The organism is Cupriavidus sp. L7L (assembly GCF_004353535.1).
Lineage (GTDB): Bacteria > Pseudomonadota > Gammaproteobacteria > Burkholderiales > Burkholderiaceae > Cupriavidus > Cupriavidus oxalaticus_A.
In genome coordinates this window covers 1-16,115 of record NZ_SMNY01000098.1, presented here as the reverse complement: position 1 = coordinate 16,115, position 16,115 = coordinate 1, and the positions used below count along the sequence as shown (strand labels likewise).

Genomic DNA, 16,115 nt, shown 5'->3' with positions numbered 1-16,115 from the left:
CGCCCATTACGGCCTGAAAGACTGGCTCGCGCAACGCGTCACGGCCGTGATCATGGTGGTGTTCACCGTGGTGCTGGCCATTGCCTTCCTGCTGTCGAACGGCGCTTCGTACGAAGCGTGGGCAGGGCTCTTCGCCAACCAGTGGATGAAGATCATCACGTTCCTGACCATCCTGTCGCTGCTGTATCACGCCTGGATCGGCGTGCGCGACATCTGGATGGACTATGTCAAGCCGATGGCGGTGCGCCTGGTGCTGCAAGTTCTTACGATTCTGTGGCTCGTCGGTTGCGCGGGCTACGCTGCTCAGATTCTCTGGAGGGTGTAATAAATGGTCGCAGTCAAGACTGGATTGCCGCGTCGCCGCTTTGACGTGGTCATCGTCGGTGCTGGCGGCGCCGGGATGCGCGCATCCCTCCAGCTCGCGGAAGCCGGCCTGAACGTGGCCGTGCTGTCCAAGGTGTTCCCGACCCGCTCGCACACCGTGGCGGCGCAGGGCGGCATCGGTGCTTCGCTGGGCAACATGAGCGAAGACAACTGGCACTATCACTTCTACGACACCATCAAGGGCTCGGACTGGCTGGGCGACCAGGACGCGATCGAGTTCATGTGCCGGGAAGCGCCGAAGGTCGTGTACGAACTCGAGCACTTCGGCATGCCGTTCGACCGCAACCCGGATGGCACCATCTACCAGCGCCCGTTCGGCGGCCATACCGCCAACTACGGCGAGAAGCCGGTGCAGCGCGCCTGCGCCGCGGCGGACCGTACCGGCCACGCGCTGCTGCATACGCTGTACCAGCGCAACGTGCGCGCCAAGACCCACTTCTTCGTCGAGTGGATGGCGCTGGACCTGATCCGCGACCAGGACGGCGACGTGCTGGGCGTGACCGCGCTGGAAATGGAAACCGGCGAGGTCTACATCCTCGAAGCCAAGACCACGCTGTTCGCGACCGGCGGTGCCGGCCGTATCTACGCTGCGTCGACCAACGCCTTCATCAACACCGGTGACGGCCTGGGCATGGCCGCACGCGCGGGCGTGCCGCTGGAAGACATGGAGTTCTGGCAGTTCCACCCGACCGGCGTGGCCGGCGCGGGCGTGCTGATCACCGAAGGCGTGCGTGGCGAAGGCGGGATCCTGCGCAACAAGGATGGCGAGCGTTTCATGGAACGCTATGCGCCGACGCTGAAGGACCTGGCGCCGCGCGACTTCGTCTCGCGCTCGATGGACCAGGAAATCAAGGAAGGCCGCGGCTGTGGCCCGAACGGCGACTACGTGCTGCTCGACCTGACCCACGTCGGCGCCGAGACCATCATGAAGCGCCTGCCGTCGATCCGCGAAATCGGCATGAAGTTCGCCAACGTCGACGCGATCAAGGAACCGATCCCGGTGGTCCCGACCATCCACTACCAGATGGGCGGCATTCCGACGAACTACCACGGCCAGGTCGTGGTGCCGAAGAACGGCAACCCGAACGAAGTGCTGAATGGTTTCTACGCGATCGGCGAATGCTCGTGCGTGTCGGTGCACGGCGCCAACCGCCTGGGCACCAACTCGCTGCTCGACCTGGTGGTGTTCGGCCGTGCCGCCGGCAACCACATCATCGCGCAGAACCTGAAGCAGAAGGAACACAAGCCGCTGCCGGCCGACGCCGCTGACCTCGCGATGTCGCGCCTGGCCAAGCTGCAGGCCACGTCGTCGGGTGAATACACGCAGGACGTCGCCAACGACATCCGCAAGAACATGCAGTCGCATGCCGGCGTGTTCCGCACGCAGAAGCTGATGGACGAAGGTGTCGACCGCATCCTGGACGTGGCCGAGCGCGCCGACAACATCCACCTGAAGGACAAGTCCAAGGTCTTCAACACCGCGCTGGTGGAAGCCCTGGAAGTGGCCAACCTGGTGGAAGTGGCCAAGGCCACCATGATCTCGGCGGCCGCCCGCAAGGAATCGCGCGGCGCCCACGCGCACAGCGACTTCCCGAACCGCGACGATCAGAACTGGCTCAAGCACACGCTGTTCTACAGCGAAGGCAACCGCCTCGACTACAAGCCGGTGAAGATGGAACCGCTGACGGTGGAAAGCGTGCCGCCGAAGGCCCGTACCTTCTGAGCACCGCATCGTAGAGAAGAAGCGTATTTTCGAAGTCTACCGCTACGATCCGGACAAGGATGCGGCGCCGCGCATGCAGACCTACGAGGTCGAGCTCGACGGCCACGAGCGCATGCTGCTGGACGCGCTGGTCAAGCTCAAGAAGCTGGACGAGACCATCTCGTTCCGCCGTTCGTGCCGCGAAGGCGTGTGCGGCTCGGACGCGATGAACATCAACGGCAAGAACGGCCTGGCCTGCCTGACCAACATGCGCGAGCTGCCGGACCGCATCGTGCTGCGTCCGCTGCCCGGGCTGCCGGTGGTGCGCGACCTGATCGTCGACATGACGCAGTTCTTCAAGCAGTACAACTCGATCAAGCCGTTCCTGATCAACGACGAGCCGCCGCCCGAGAAAGAGCGCCTGCAGTCGCCGGAAGAGCGCGACGAGCTGGATGGCCTGTACGAGTGCATCCTGTGCGCCAGCTGCTCGACGTCGTGCCCGTCGTTCTGGTGGAACCCGGACAAGTTCGTCGGCCCGGCCGGCCTGCTGCAGGCTTACCGCTTCATCGCGGACAGCCGCGACCAGGCCACCAATGAGCGCCTGGACAACCTGAACGACCCGTACCGCCTGTTCCGCTGCCACAGCATCATGAACTGCGTCGACGTGTGCCCGAAGGGTCTGAACCCGACCAAGGCCATCGGCAAGATCAAGGAACTGATGGTTCGCCGCGCGGTGTGATCCTGCGGCTGTCTAAGTAGTAAGCGGTGCGTCAGCCAGAGCGGCTATATCTGGCGGGCGCACCGAAAGTAGGAAGCCATGACCGAGAGTCCTGCCACCACCTTCTCCCATCAGGCCGATCCGCACAAGCGCGCACGGTTGCGCTGGCGCGCCCGCCGCGGCCTCCTGGAGAACGACATCATCGTCGAACGTTTTTTCAACCGTTACGAGGAGAGCCTGTCCGACGAGGATGTGGCTGCGCTGAGCCAGCTGTTCGAGCTCAGCGACAACGAGTTGATGGACCTGCTCCTTGCCCGCAAGGAACTGGACGGTGAGCTCGACACGCCCCCGATGCAGCGCGTAGTGAACCTGCTGCGTTCGGTCTGAGTTTTGGTCAACATTATTATTCACAGCATTTGAAGGATCCGACATGACGCCGTCCGATGTGAAAGCCACGCTATCGTTCTCCGATGGTTCCCCCAGCGTTGAGCTGCCGATTTATACGGGCACCGTTGGCCCGGACGTGATCGACATTCGCAAGCTGTACGGACAAACCGGTAAGTTCACCTACGACCCCGGTTTCATGTCGACGGCTTCGTGTAATTCCAAGATCACCTATATCGACGGTGACAAGGGCGAGCTGCTGTATCGCGGCTACCCGATCGAGCAGCTGGCGCAGAAGTGCGACCACCTCGAGACCAGCTACCTGCTGCTCAAGGGTGAACTGCCCAACGCCAAGCAGAAGGAAGAATTCGTCGGCCACGTGATGAACCACACGATGGTCCACGAGCAGCTGCAGTTCTTCATGCGCGGTTTCCGCCGCGATGCCCACCCGATGGCAGTCCTGACCGGCCTGGTGGGTGCCATGAGCGCGTTCTACCACGACGCGATGGACATCGATGATCCGCACCAGCGCGAGATCTCGGCCATCCGCCTGATCGCCAAGATGCCGACCATGGTCGCCATGGCGTACAAGTACAACATCGGCCAGCCGTACATCTATCCGCAGAACGACCTGTCCTACTCGGGCAACTTCCTGCGCATGCTGTTCGCCACGCCGTGCGCCCCGTACACCGTGAACCCGGTGCTGGAGCGCGCGCTGGACCGCATCTTCATCCTGCACGCCGACCACGAGCAGAACGCGTCGACCTCGACCGTGCGCCTGGCCGGCTCGTCGGGCACCAACCCGTTTGCAGCCATCGCCGCGGGCGTGGCCTGCCTGTGGGGCCCGGCCCACGGCGGCGCCAACGAAGCCGCGCTGAAGATGCTGGAAGAGATCGGCAGCGTCGACAACATCCCCGAGTTCATCAAGCAGGTCAAGGACAAGAACTCGGGCGTGCGCCTGATGGGCTTTGGCCACCGCGTGTACAAGAACTACGATCCGCGCGCCAAGCTGATGCGCGAAACCTGCCATGAGGTGCTGAACGAGCTGGGCCTGCACAACGACCCGCTGTTCAAGCTGGCCATGGAGCTGGAAAAGATCGCGCTGGAAGACGAGTACTTCGTCAGCCGCAAGCTGTACCCGAACGTCGACTTCTACTCGGGCATCGTCCAGCGCGCGCTGGGCATCCCGACCTCGCTGTTCACCTGCATCTTCGCGCTGGCCCGCACCCCGGGCTGGATCTCGCAGTGGGAAGAGATGATCACCGATCCGGAATACAAGATCGGCCGTCCGCGCCAGCTGTTTGTCGGCGCCGCCACCCGCGACGTGCCGGACGTGTCCAAGCGCTGAGCGCAAGCTCATCCGATTCGCTGCGCAGTGCAGCAATTGCAAACGCCCCGGCCCGCCGGGGCGTTTGTCTTTTCTGGGGCGGCTCGCGTTGTGCGGTGCAGCGCGGGAAAGGGCAGGAAATCGCACCTCGAATGGTCCGGAGCGCAATTCGTGGAAAATTGTGTCGCGTTTTCCCAATGTGGTTCCGCATTTATTGTGCGATTGTCGCGTAGCGCAGGAAATTTGACCCTATAATGCGGGCTGCTTTGCCGACGGCAGCCGGGCCATCCCTCCGGCATGCGGTGCGGCAAGCGGGGCAGGCGAATCGCTTGCGCAATAGAGAACGCATCAAACGTTGTCTTTCCGAACCTTGGTCCCACACCACAGCGGGACTGACACACGCCGGGCCCCGCATCTCTTGAGCTTTTCCGCAGGCCCGTCTTCCGCGTCTCGGGCCGCTTTTCTGCCGTTCCGATCTCTGTAGTCCGCGGGTGTTGTTCGATTGCGCAGGTCATTCCGCTTCTGCCCGGATGACCCAAACATAAATCGAGGAGCTCCTGATGACGCTGTCCCGTCTTACCACCATTTCGCTGGCTGCCATGCTGGCCACCTTTGGCGCCGCCGCCAATGCCGAAACCGTGAAGATCGCCATTGCCGGCCCGATGAGCGGCTCGGTGGCGCAGTACGGCGACATGGTCAAGGCCGGTGCGCTGACCGCCGTCGAACAGATCAACGCAGCCGGCGGCGCCGGCGGCAACAAGTTGGAAGTGGTGATGATGGACGACGCCTGCGAACCGAAGCAGGCCGTCGCGGTGGCCAACAAGGTCGTCAGCCAGAACATCAAGTACGTGATCGGCCACGTGTGCTCGGGCTCGACCATCCCGGCCTCGGACATCTACGAGAACGAAGGCATCGTGATGGTCACGCCGTCGGCCACCGCGCCGCAGCTGACCGAGACCAGGAAGCGCAAGTTCATCTTCCGCACCATCGGCCGCGACGACCAGCAGGGCCCGGCCGCCGCCCAGTACATCATCGGCAAGGTCAAGCCGAAGAAGGTCGCCGTGCTGCACGACAAGCAGTCGTATGGCCAGGGCATCGCCAGCTCGGTGAAGAAGGACCTGGAAGCGGCCAAGATCCCGGTCGCCGTGTTCGAGGGCATCAACGCCGGCGATTCGGACTACTCCGCCGTCATCACCAAGCTGAAGTCGCAGGGCGTGGACTTCGTCTACTTCGGCGGCTACCACCCGGAAATGGGCCTGCTGCTGCGCCAGGCGCGCGAGCAGGGCGTGAAGGCCACCTTCATGGGCCCCGAGGGCGTGGGCAACAAGGACGTGACCGCGATCGCCGGCCCGTCGTCGGAAGGCATGCTGGTGACGCTGCCGGCCGACTTCTCGGCCGACCCGGCCAACGCGGGCCTGGTGAAGGCATTCGCCGACAAGAAGCGTGACGCCAACGGTCCGTTCCAGATGCCGTCCTACGCCGCCGTCAAGATCATCGGCGACGCCATCGCCGGCGCCAAGAGCACCGATCCGGCCAAGGTCGCGGCGTACATGCACAAGAACGCCTTCACCACCCCGATCGGCAAGGTCGAGTACGACGACAAGGGCGACCTGAAGTCCTTCAAGTTCGTGGTCTACACCTGGCACAAGGACGCCAGCAAGACCGCCGCAAACTAAGCAGGCGCTCCTTCCCGCACACGCCCCGCCCGGCCTCCGGGCGGGGCGTTCTGGTATCGGGCTTCAAGTTCCTGAGGCTTCCCCTATGAATGAATTCCTTCCACAGTTCACCCAGCAGCTGGTCAACGGCCTGACGCTGGGTGCGATCTATGCGCTGATCGCCATCGGCTACACAATGGTCTACGGCATCATCGGCATGATCAATTTCGCGCACGGCGAGATTTACATGATCGGTGCCTATGTCGGCCTGGTCACGCTCACCGCGATCGGCGCCCAGGCAGGCTACCCCCTGCCGCTGGTGCTGGGCGCCGCCCTGCTGGTCTCGGTGCTGGTCACCGGCGTCTACGGCTTTGCGGTCGAGCGAGTGGCATACCGGCCCCTGCGCGGCGGTCCGCGGCTGGTGCCGCTGATCTCCGCCATCGGCATGTCGATCTTCCTGCAGAACTATGTCCAGATCGGGCAGGGCGCGCGCGACGTGTCCGTGCCGGTGCTGATCTCGGGCGCCATCGAGTTCCAGATGGGCGGCGATTTCACCGTGACCGTGCCGTATTCGCGCCTGCTGATCGTCGGCGTAACGCTGGTGATGATGATCGCGCTGACGCTGTTCATCGGCCGCTCGCGCATGGGCCGTGCCTGCCGCGCCTGCGCCGAAGACATGCGCATGGCCAATCTGCTCGGCATCGACACCAACAAGGTAATCTCGTTCACCTTCGTGCTGGGCGCGATGCTGGCCGCCGTCGGCGGCGTGCTGATCGGGCTGAGCATCGGCAAGCTCAATCCCTTTATCGGCTTTATCGCCGGCATCAAGGCCTTTACCGCGGCGGTGCTGGGCGGCATCGGCAGCATCCCGGGCGCGATGCTCGGCGGCGTGCTGCTGGGCCTGGCGGAAACCTTCGCCTCGGGCTACATGCCGGCGGAATACAAGGACGTGGTCGCATTCAGCCTGCTGGTGCTGGTGCTGCTGTTCCGTCCGACCGGGCTGCTGGGCAAGCCTGATGTCGAGAAGGTGTGAGGGAGGGCGAGACAATGACTAACCAAACTTTCGCAATGTCCGCCGGGCAGGTAGCGCGCGGCGGCGCCACGCCGGGCCAGTCGCTCAAGAACGCGATCACGGCGGCCGTGATGACGGCAATCCTGACCATTCCCATCCTGGGCCTGCAGCTCAGGCTGGAAGGCTACAAGGTGGTGCTCGAGCCGCGCTGGCGTCCGGTATGGATTGCCGTGGCGGCAGTGTTCCTGTTCCAGCTGTTCAAGCCGTTGCTGTCGCGTGCCGGCAGTGCCGTGCGCCTGCCGTCGGTGCCGCAGCTCGGCGCGCGCCAGCAGCGCGTGGCGATATGGGTGCTGCTGGCGGTCGGGCTGGTGTGGCCGTTCTTCGGCTCGCGCGGCGCGGTCGACGTGGCCACGCTGGCGCTGATCTACGTGATCCTGGGGCTGGGCCTGAATATCGTGGTGGGCTATGCCGGCCTGCTCGACCTGGGCTACGTCGGCTTCTATGCGATCGGCGGCTATACCTATGCGCTGCTGAACCAGCACTTCGGGCTGGGCTTCTGGGAATGCCTGCCGATCGCCGCGGCGATGTCGGCAACCTTCGGCTTCCTGCTCGGCTTCCCGGTGCTGCGGCTGCGCGGCGACTACCTCGCCATCGTGACGCTGGGCTTCGGCGAGATCATCCGCCTGCTGGCCAACAACCTGACCAGCCTGACCGGCGGCCCGGATGGTGTCTCGGGCATTCCCAAGCCGTCCGTGTTCGGCATCGAAATGGCGCGCAGCGCCAGCGTGGAGGGCACGAAGACCTTCCATGACCTGATCGGCCTGGACTACAGCGGCCAGCACATGGTGATCTTCCTGTACCTGCTGGCGCTGCTGCTGGTGGGCTTCACGCTGTTCGTCACCAGCCGCCTGATCCGCATGCCGATGGGCCGTGCCTGGGAAGCGCTGCGCGACGACGAGATCGCGTGCCGCTCGCTGGGCCTGAACCCGACCCGCATCAAGCTGTCGGCGTTCACGCTGGGCGCATCGTTCGCCGGCATCGGCGGCGCGTTCTTCGCGGCGCGCCAGGGGCTGGTCAATCCGGAATCGTTCACCTTCATCGAGTCGGCGCTGATCCTTGCCGTGGTGGTGCTGGGCGGCATGGGTTCGCAGCTGGGCGTGATCCTGGCGGCGATCCTGTTGACGGTGCTGCCTGAAGTGGCGCGCGGCTTTGCCGAATATCGCATGCTGATCTTCGGCCTGGTGATGGTGCTGATGATGATGTGGCGTCCGCAGGGCCTGCTGCCCGCGAGCCGTCCGCACGTGGAGCTTCCCCGATGAACGCGCCGATGACTAGTTTGCAACAAGCCGAATTGTTGAAAGTATCCGGCCTGCAGATGCGCTTCGGCGGCCTGCTCGCCGTGGACGGCATCGATTTCGATGTCCGCAAGGATGAGGTCTTCGCCATCATCGGCCCCAACGGCGCCGGCAAGACCACGGTGTTCAACTGCGTCGGCGGCTTCTACAAGCCGACCGCGGGCGAGGTCACGCTGGATGGCCACGACATCGCCGGCCTGCCCAGCCACAAGGTGGCGCGCCAGGGCCTGGTGCGGACCTTCCAGAACATCCGCCTGTTCAAGTCGCTGACGGTGGTGGAAAACCTGCTGGTGGCGCAACACCTGCAGGTGCAGTCCGGCATCCTGCGCGGCCTGTTTGCCACCCCGGCCTATCGCCGTGCCGAGCGCGAGGCGCTGGAACGCGCCGCGGTCTGGCTGGAGCGGATGGGCCTGACCAAGGTGGCCAACCGCGAGGCCGGCACGCTGTCGTACGGCCACCAGCGCCGGCTGGAGATCGCACGCTGCATGATCACCAAGCCGCGCCTGCTGATGCTGGACGAGCCCGCCGCCGGCCTGAACCCGCAGGAGAAGGTCGAGCTGCAGCAGCTGATCGACCAACTGCGCCGCGAATTCGGCATTGCCGTGCTGCTGATCGAGCACGACATGAGCCTGGTGATGGGCGTGTCCGACCGCATCCTGGTGATGGAGCACGGCAAGCCTATCGTGATCGGCAAGCCCGACGAAGTGCGCAATGACCCGCGCGTGATCAAGGCCTACCTGGGAGAGGACTGATGCTGAAGCTGGAACAGGTCCATACCCACTACGGCGCCGTCGAGGCGCTGTCGGGCGTATCGATCGAAGTCAACAAGGGGGAGATCGTCACCCTGATCGGCAGCAACGGTGCCGGCAAGACGACGCTGATGATGACCGTGTGCGGCACGCCGCGTGCGTCCAGAGGGCGCGTGCTGTTCGAGGGCGAGGACATCACCAACCGCTCGACGCACGAGATCATGCGGTTGGGGCTCGCGATCTCGCCCGAGGGCCGGCGCGTGTTCCCGAGCCTGACCGTGCTGGAAAACCTGAAGATGGGCGGCTTCTTTGCCAGGCGCGACGAGATCGAGGCCGGCATCGAGCACGTGTTCAAGCTGTTCCCGCGGCTGAACCAGCGCGCCAGCCAGCGTGCCGGCACCATGTCGGGCGGCGAGCAGCAGATGCTGGCGATCGGCCGCGCGCTGATGAGCCGGCCCCGGCTGCTGCTGCTGGACGAGCCCACGCTCGGCCTCGCGCCGCTGATCATCGCGCAGATCTTCGACATCATCCGGACCATTCGTGACGAGGGCGTCACCGTGTTCCTGGTCGAGCAGAACGCCAACAAGGCGCTGCAGGTCGCGGATCGGGGCTATGTGCTGGAGACCGGCAAGGTGGTGCTGGCCGATACCGGTGCTAACCTGCTGGCCAATGACCGGATCAAGGCTGCCTACCTGGGCGGCTGATGCCGGCGGCCGTCGCCCTGCAACGGGGCGACGGCTCTTTACCGATTCGTTTTCGTGATCGGCGAAAGCCCCCTTTCGCCAATCACATTACATTCCAGGCACCGTCCCGGCCGGGCAGGGCGCTGATCCCCATATCCCCTGTGGCATAATCGATTGCCAAGTCAAGCATTGCAGCAACGCTTGAAATAACGCTCGCTTCAGGCGGCTTCCGGCGCGATCATCGCAATCACGCTATCGACGCCCGTGTTCGCAACCGCGACCGAAGCGAACAAAAACCCCTGCAAACTACTGCGCGGTCACCGCGGCCTCTCCTGCAAGGGAGCGGTCATTCGGCCCGCCATCGCATCATGGCCAAGACGCTCTACGACAAACTCTGGGATGACCACACCGTCCACGTCGAGGAAGACGGCACCACGCTGCTCTACATCGACCGCCACCTGCTGCATGAAGTGACCAGCCCGCAGGCGTTCGAAGGCCTGAAGATGGCGGAGCGTCCGGTATGGCGCATCAGCGCGAACCTGGCCGTCTCGGACCATAACGTGCCGACCACCGACCGCAGCCAGGGGATCGCTGACCCGGTGTCGAAGCTGCAGGTCGATACGCTGGATGCCAACTGCGACAGCTTCGGCATCACCCAGTTCAAGATGACCGACCACCGCCAGGGCATCGTGCACGTGATCGGGCCGGAGCAGGGCGCGACGCTGCCGGGCATGACGGTGGTGTGCGGCGACTCGCATACCAGCACGCACGGCGCCTTCGGCGCGCTGGCGCACGGCATCGGCACCTCTGAAGTCGAGCACGTGCTGGCCACGCAGACGCTGCTGGGCAAGAAGGCAAAGAACATGCTGGTCAGGGTGGAAGGCAAGCTGCCGCGCGGCTGCACCGCCAAGGACATCGTGCTCGCCATCATCGGCAAGATCGGTACCGCCGGCGGCACCGGCTACACCATCGAGTTTGCCGGCTCGGCCATCCGCGACCTGACCATGGAAGGCCGCATGACGGTCTGCAACATGGCCATCGAAGCGGGCGCGCGCGCCGGCCTGGTGGCGGTGGACGACGTCACGCTGGAATACGTCAAGGGCCGCCCGTACGCGCCGCAGGGTGTGGAGTGGGAGCAGGCCGTGGCCTACTGGCGCACGCTGCATTCGGATGCGGGCGCCAAATTCGACCAGGTGGTCGAGCTGCGTGCCGAAGAGATCCGCCCGCAGGTGACCTGGGGCACCTCGCCGGAAATGGTCATCAGCATCGAAGACCGCGTGCCGGATCCCGAGAAGGAAAAGGACTCGACCAAGCGCAACGCCATGGAGCGCGCGCTGGAATACATGGGCCTGCAGCCCAACGTGCCGGTGGAGAGCATCAGTATCGACAAGGTCTTCATCGGCTCGTGCACCAACAGCCGTATCGAAGACATGCGCGCCGCCGCGTGGGTGGTGCAGAAGCTGGGCCGCAAGATCGCATCCAACGTCAAGCTGGCGCTGGTGGTGCCGGGTTCGGGCCTGGTCAAGGAACAGGCCGAGCGCGAAGGCCTGGACAAGATCTTCAAGGCCGCCGGCTTTGAATGGCGCGAGCCGGGCTGCTCGATGTGCCTGGCCATGAACGCCGACCGCCTCGATCCGGGCGAGCGCTGCGCGTCGACCTCGAACCGCAACTTCGAAGGCCGTCAGGGCGCCGGTGGCCGTACCCACCTGGTGAGCCCGGCGATGGCAGCGGCTGCCGCCATCGAAGGCCATTTCGTCGACATCCGCAAGCTGGGCTGAGCGGAGCGCGGCAGATGAAAAGGACCCTGATCGCATGGCTGGCATGCCTGGGCATGCTGCAGCTGGCTGGCTGCAACACCATGGCCGGCCTGGGCAAGGACACGCAGGCCGCCGGCAGCTCGCTCGAGCGCGCGGCCAAGAAGTAAGGAAAGAGACATGGACAAGTTCACTGTACACAGCGGCCTCGTGGCTCCGCTCGACCGCGAGAACGTCGACACCGACGCCATCATCCCGAAGCAGTTCCTGAAGTCGATCAAGCGCACCGGCTTTGGCCCCAACCTGTTCGACGAGTGGCGCTACAAGGATGTCGGCGAGCCCGGCATGGACAACAGCAAGCGTCCGCTGAACCCGGATTTCGTGCTGAACCAGCAGCGCTACCAGGGCGCATCGATCCTGCTGGCGCGCCGCAACTTCGGCTGCGGCAGTTCGCGCGAGCACGCGCCGTGGGCGCTGACGCAATACGGCTTCCGCGCCGTGATCGCGCCCAGCTTTGCCGATATCTTCTTCAACAACTGCTACAAGAACGGCTTGCTGCCGGTGGTGTTGAGCGAGCAGCAGGTCGACCACCTGTTCAACGAGACCAACGCGTTCAACGGCTACCAGCTGACCATCGACCTGGACAAGCAGGCCGTGATCACACCGTCGGGCCAGGGCTATGAATTCGACATCGCCCCGTTCCGCAAGTACTGCATGCTGAATGGCTTCGACGATATCGGCCTGACCCTGCGCCATGCCGACAAGATCAAGGCCTACGAGGCCGAGCGCGTGGCGAAGATGCCGTGGCTGAACAACCGCCTGGTCGGATAAGACTCAACCGAGGAAGACAACAATGAAGATCGCAGTCCTGCCGGGTGACGGCATCGGTCCCGAAATCGTTGCAGAGGCCGTCAAGGTCCTGAACGCGCTCGACGAGAAGTTCGAACTCGAAACCGCGCCCGTGGGCGGCGCCGGCTACGAGGCCGAAGGCCATCCGCTGCCGGAGAACACGCTGAAGCTGGCCAAGGAAGCCGACGCCATCCTGTTCGGCGCCGTCGGCGACTGGAAGTACGACAGCCTGGAGCGCCCGCTGCGCCCCGAGCAGGCCATCCTGGGCCTGCGCAAGCACCTGCAGCTGTTCGCCAACTTCCGTCCGGCGATCTGCTATCCGGAGCTGACCGGCGCCTCGAGCCTGAAGCCCGAGCTGGTGGCCGGCCTGGACATCCTGATCGTCCGTGAGCTGAACGGCGACATCTACTTCGGCCAGCCGCGCGGCCTGCGCGAAGCGCCGGACGGCCTGTTCAAGGGCGCGCGCGAAGCCTTCGACACCATGCGCTACAGCGAGCCGGAAATCCGCCGCATCGCGCATGTGGCGTTCCAGGCCGCGGCCAAGCGCGGCAAGAAGCTGTGCAGCGTCGACAAGGCCAACGTGCTCGAGACCTTCCAGTTCTGGAAGGACATCGTGATCGATGTCAGCAAGGAATATCCGGAAGTCGAGCTGTCGCACATGTATGTCGACAACGCGGCCATGCAGCTGGTCAAGGCGCCCAAGAGCTTCGACGTGATCGTCACCGGCAACATGTTCGGCGACATCCTGTCGGACGAGGCCGCCATGCTGACCGGCTCGATCGGCATGCTGCCGTCGGCGTCGCTGGATGCGAACAACAAAGGCCTGTACGAGCCTTCGCACGGCTCGGCGCCGGACATCGCCGGCAAGGGCGTGGCCAATCCGCTGGCCACCATCCTGTCGGCGGCGATGATGCTGCGGTACTCGCTGAACCGCGCCGAGCAGGCCGACCGCATCGAGAACGCCGTCAAGAAGGTGCTGGCTCAGGGCTATCGCACCGGCGACATCCTGACGCCGGGCTGCAAGCAGGTCGGCACCCGCGAGATGGGAGAGGCCGTTCTGGCCGCGCTGTAAGTCACACGCAAAAGGGCACCGCAGGCGCGGTGCCCTTTGTTTTATTTGTCCCTAATTTGCACGCTGCGGCGGCGCCGCAAAATCGTGTAGACTCTGCGAATGGCCCGATTTTCCCAGTCCACCCTGACTGCTGTTGTCGCCCTGACCGCCACCCGCGGCCCGGTCGGCACGATTTCGCTCGGCCAGACCGCAACGACGATTAAAACCATTATTAAAACCGCGATCGCCTAGATCCGTTCGTCGTGCCTGCCCGTCTTCCCCGCGCAGCCACGCCGGGCGAGGAAAATGGCGGGGAAGTAAAAATCACATCCGAGGTAAATCATGATTGTAGGTCTCGTCGGTTGGCGGGGTATGGTCGGCAGCGTCCTGATGCAGCGCATGCAGGAAGAGCGTGATTTCGACCACATCGAGCCCGTCTTCTTCAGCACGTCCAACGCCGGCGGCAAGGCGCCCGCCATGGCCAAGAACGAAACCACGCTCAAGGATGCCAACGACATCGAGGCACTGAAGAAGTGCGACGTGGTGCTGACCGCCCAGGGCGGCGACTACACCAACGAGGTCTTCCCCAAGCTGCGCGCGGCTGGCTGGAAGGGCTACTGGATCGACGCGGCCTCGTCGCTGCGCATGAAGGACGATGCCATCATCGTGCTGGATCCGGTCAACCAGGGTGTGATCAAGGACGCGCTTTCCAAGGGCGTCAAGAATTTCATCGGCGGCAACTGCACGGTCAGCTGCATGCTGATTGGCCTGGGCGGCCTGTTCCAGGCCGACATGGTCGAATGGATGACCTCGATGACCTACCAGGCCGCTTCAGGCGGCGGCGCCCAGCACATGCGCGAGCTGCTGACGCAGTTCGGCACGCTGAACGCGTCGGTCAAGCCGCTGCTGGATGACCCGGCGTCGGCCATCCTGGAAATCGACCGCCAGATCCTGGCGACCCAGCATGGCCTGTCCGCCGAGGAAACCAAGCAGTTCGGCGTGCCGCTGGCCGGCAACCTGATCCCCTGGATCGACAAGGACCTGGGCAACGGCCAGTCCAAGGAAGAATGGAAGGGCGGCGCCGAGACCAACAAGATCCTGGGCCGTGGCGAGGGCTTCCTGGGTGCGACCGGCGCCACGCCGATCGCCGTCGACGGCCTGTGCGTCCGCATCGGCGCGATGCGCTGCCACTCGCAGGCGCTGACCATCAAGCTGCGCCGCGACGTGCCGCTGGACGAGATCGAAGGCATGCTGGCGGCCCACAACCAGTGGGCCAAGGTGGTGCCGAACACGCGTGAAGCCAGCATGACCGACCTGACCCCGGCGGCCGTGACCGGCACGCTGACGATCCCGGTCGGCCGCCTGCGCAAGATGCAGATGGGCGGCGAGTACCTGTCGGCCTTCACGGTCGGCGACCAGCTGCTGTGGGGCGCGGCCGAGCCGCTGCGCCGCATGCTGCGTATCCTGATCGAATCCTGATGGGTGGCTGATAGCTGCGTGCCTGGTTGCGTCCGTTGCAGCCAGGCAACAGAAAAGACCGCTTTGCCGACAACGCCGCGCCCACGCGCGGCGTTGTTGTATCCGGACGCCTATTTTCCCGGGCGATGCGTCACAATACGGCGGCATGCGTCCCGGCCCGCAGGGGTCGGCGCCTGTTGGTCAAGGGGTGCAATCAGAATGCCCCGCCAGCTTGACGGACCTGTCTATGGGGTCGGTTTGTCGATGTATATCGCTACTAAAACATAACGGAGCATAAGGTGAGTGTGAGCCAACATCGCCGGAAAGATGCGCCTACTGCCCGTCAGCGCTGGTCAACGCTGGCCGTCACGGCACTGGGTCTGCTGCTTGCGCAGCCGGCCGCATATGCCGCGGGATTCGGGCAATTGCGGGTTCAGTCGAATCTGGGGCAGCCGCTGCAGGCTGAGATCGACATCAGCGGGGTCACACCCGATGAGGCCGCCGCGCTGAACGTCAAGCTGGCGTCGCCTGGGGCGTACGCCGCGGCCGGGCTGATCTACCAGCCCGCGGTCAGCACGCTGCGGCTGGAGATCGAGCGCCGCCCGAACGGCAGCTATGTCGCCAAGGTCCGTTCGACGCAGCCGATCAGCGAGCCGTTCGTCGATATCCTGGTCGACATGAGCTGGGCCAGCGGTAAGGTTTCGCGCGCCTACACATTCCTGCTTGATCCCGCCGGGGTCAAGCCTTCCAACGAGAGCTATTCGCCTTCGACGGTGGTGCAGGCGGCAACGCCCGACGCTTCGCCCGCCACCGCGCAACAGCCCGCGGCTGCGGCGGCGCCGCAGGCGGCCGCACCGGGAGCCGCACAGGGGGCCGCGCCCGCCGCAGAATCCGCCCGTCCGGCAGCGCCGGTGCGTCCCGCACGGCAGGCCAGGCGCGCGCCGTCCGCGCCCGCCGCCAGCGCCGACACGGCGCCGGGCAGCGGCTATACCGTCAAGCGCGGCGATACGCTGTACGGGATTGCCGGCGAAGCC

At 64.8% G+C, this 16,115-nt stretch carries 17 protein-coding genes; all 17 read left to right on the top strand.

Annotated features, from left to right (window positions below; translation table 11 throughout):
* The coding region (gene sdhD / locus E1J61_RS35910) for a succinate dehydrogenase, hydrophobic membrane anchor protein (protein ID WP_133098526.1) at positions 1-325 on the top strand (325 nt) is incomplete at its 5' end.
* A 3-nt stretch (positions 326-328) separates the two neighbouring features.
* Positions 329-2,107 (top strand): succinate dehydrogenase flavoprotein subunit, encoded by a 1,779-nt coding sequence (sdhA, locus tag E1J61_RS35905; RefSeq protein WP_133098525.1) that lies wholly within the window; start codon positions 329-331, stop codon positions 2,105-2,107.
* Positions 2,108-2,114: 7 nt separating this feature from the next.
* Positions 2,115-2,825 carry a succinate dehydrogenase iron-sulfur subunit gene (locus E1J61_RS35900; RefSeq protein WP_133098524.1) on the top strand — a complete coding sequence of 237 codons (711 nt, stop codon included), beginning with the start codon at positions 2,115-2,117 and terminating at the stop codon, positions 2,823-2,825.
* 78 nt (positions 2,826-2,903) lie between these two features.
* Positions 2,904-3,191: a succinate dehydrogenase assembly factor 2 gene (locus tag E1J61_RS35895; RefSeq protein WP_116322295.1), complete on the top strand. Its 288-nt coding sequence runs from the start codon at positions 2,904-2,906 to the stop codon at positions 3,189-3,191.
* Positions 3,192-3,234: 43 nt separating this feature from the next.
* The gene (gene gltA, locus E1J61_RS35890; protein ID WP_133098523.1) at positions 3,235-4,536 is read left to right on the top strand and encodes a citrate synthase; all 1,302 of its coding nucleotides are present in this window, start codon (positions 3,235-3,237) and stop codon (positions 4,534-4,536) included.
* A gap of 539 nt (positions 4,537-5,075) precedes the next feature.
* The gene (locus E1J61_RS35885; RefSeq protein WP_133098522.1) at positions 5,076-6,191 is read left to right on the top strand and encodes a branched-chain amino acid ABC transporter substrate-binding protein; all 1,116 of its coding nucleotides are present in this window, start codon (positions 5,076-5,078) and stop codon (positions 6,189-6,191) included.
* Between the two features lie 85 nt (positions 6,192-6,276).
* Positions 6,277-7,203, top strand: a complete 927-nt coding sequence (gene livH, locus E1J61_RS35880; RefSeq protein ID WP_133098521.1) for a high-affinity branched-chain amino acid ABC transporter permease LivH — start codon at positions 6,277-6,279, stop codon at positions 7,201-7,203.
* 14 nt (positions 7,204-7,217) lie between these two features.
* A complete protein-coding gene (locus tag E1J61_RS35875; RefSeq protein ID WP_371705014.1) occupies positions 7,218-8,501 on the top strand; it encodes a high-affinity branched-chain amino acid ABC transporter permease LivM in 1,284 nt (427 codons plus the stop codon).
* A gap of 8 nt (positions 8,502-8,509) precedes the next feature.
* A complete protein-coding gene (gene livG / locus E1J61_RS35870; RefSeq protein WP_133098520.1) occupies positions 8,510-9,289 on the top strand; it encodes a high-affinity branched-chain amino acid ABC transporter ATP-binding protein LivG in 780 nt (259 codons plus the stop codon).
* Positions 9,289-9,990 (top strand): ABC transporter ATP-binding protein, encoded by a 702-nt coding sequence (locus tag E1J61_RS35865; RefSeq protein ID WP_133098519.1) that lies wholly within the window; start codon positions 9,289-9,291, stop codon positions 9,988-9,990. Before livG ends, E1J61_RS35865 begins: the two co-directional genes overlap by 1 nt.
* A 347-nt stretch (positions 9,991-10,337) precedes the next feature.
* Positions 10,338-11,747 carry a 3-isopropylmalate dehydratase large subunit gene (gene leuC / locus E1J61_RS35860; RefSeq protein ID WP_133098518.1) on the top strand — a complete coding sequence of 470 codons (1,410 nt, stop codon included), beginning with the start codon at positions 10,338-10,340 and terminating at the stop codon, positions 11,745-11,747.
* Between the two features lie 14 nt (positions 11,748-11,761).
* Entirely contained in the window at positions 11,762-11,893 is a 132-nt protein-coding gene (locus E1J61_RS35855) for an entericidin A/B family lipoprotein (RefSeq protein ID WP_116322288.1), read from the top strand.
* 10 nt (positions 11,894-11,903) lie between these two features.
* A complete protein-coding gene (gene leuD / locus E1J61_RS35850; RefSeq protein WP_133098517.1) occupies positions 11,904-12,554 on the top strand; it encodes a 3-isopropylmalate dehydratase small subunit in 651 nt (216 codons plus the stop codon).
* A gap of 22 nt (positions 12,555-12,576) precedes the next feature.
* The gene (leuB, locus tag E1J61_RS35845; RefSeq protein WP_133098516.1) at positions 12,577-13,644 is read left to right on the top strand and encodes a 3-isopropylmalate dehydrogenase; all 1,068 of its coding nucleotides are present in this window, start codon (positions 12,577-12,579) and stop codon (positions 13,642-13,644) included.
* A gap of 99 nt (positions 13,645-13,743) precedes the next feature.
* Positions 13,744-13,875 carry a hypothetical protein gene (locus E1J61_RS38730; protein ID WP_012353360.1) on the top strand — a complete coding sequence of 44 codons (132 nt, stop codon included), beginning with the start codon at positions 13,744-13,746 and terminating at the stop codon, positions 13,873-13,875.
* 90 nt (positions 13,876-13,965) lie between these two features.
* A complete protein-coding gene (asd, locus tag E1J61_RS35840) occupies positions 13,966-15,102 on the top strand; it encodes an aspartate-semialdehyde dehydrogenase (protein WP_133098515.1) in 1,137 nt (378 codons plus the stop codon).
* A 278-nt stretch (positions 15,103-15,380) separates the two neighbouring features.
* On the top strand, positions 15,381-16,115 hold a 735-nt coding region (locus E1J61_RS35835), incomplete at its 3' end, for a FimV family protein (protein ID WP_371705012.1).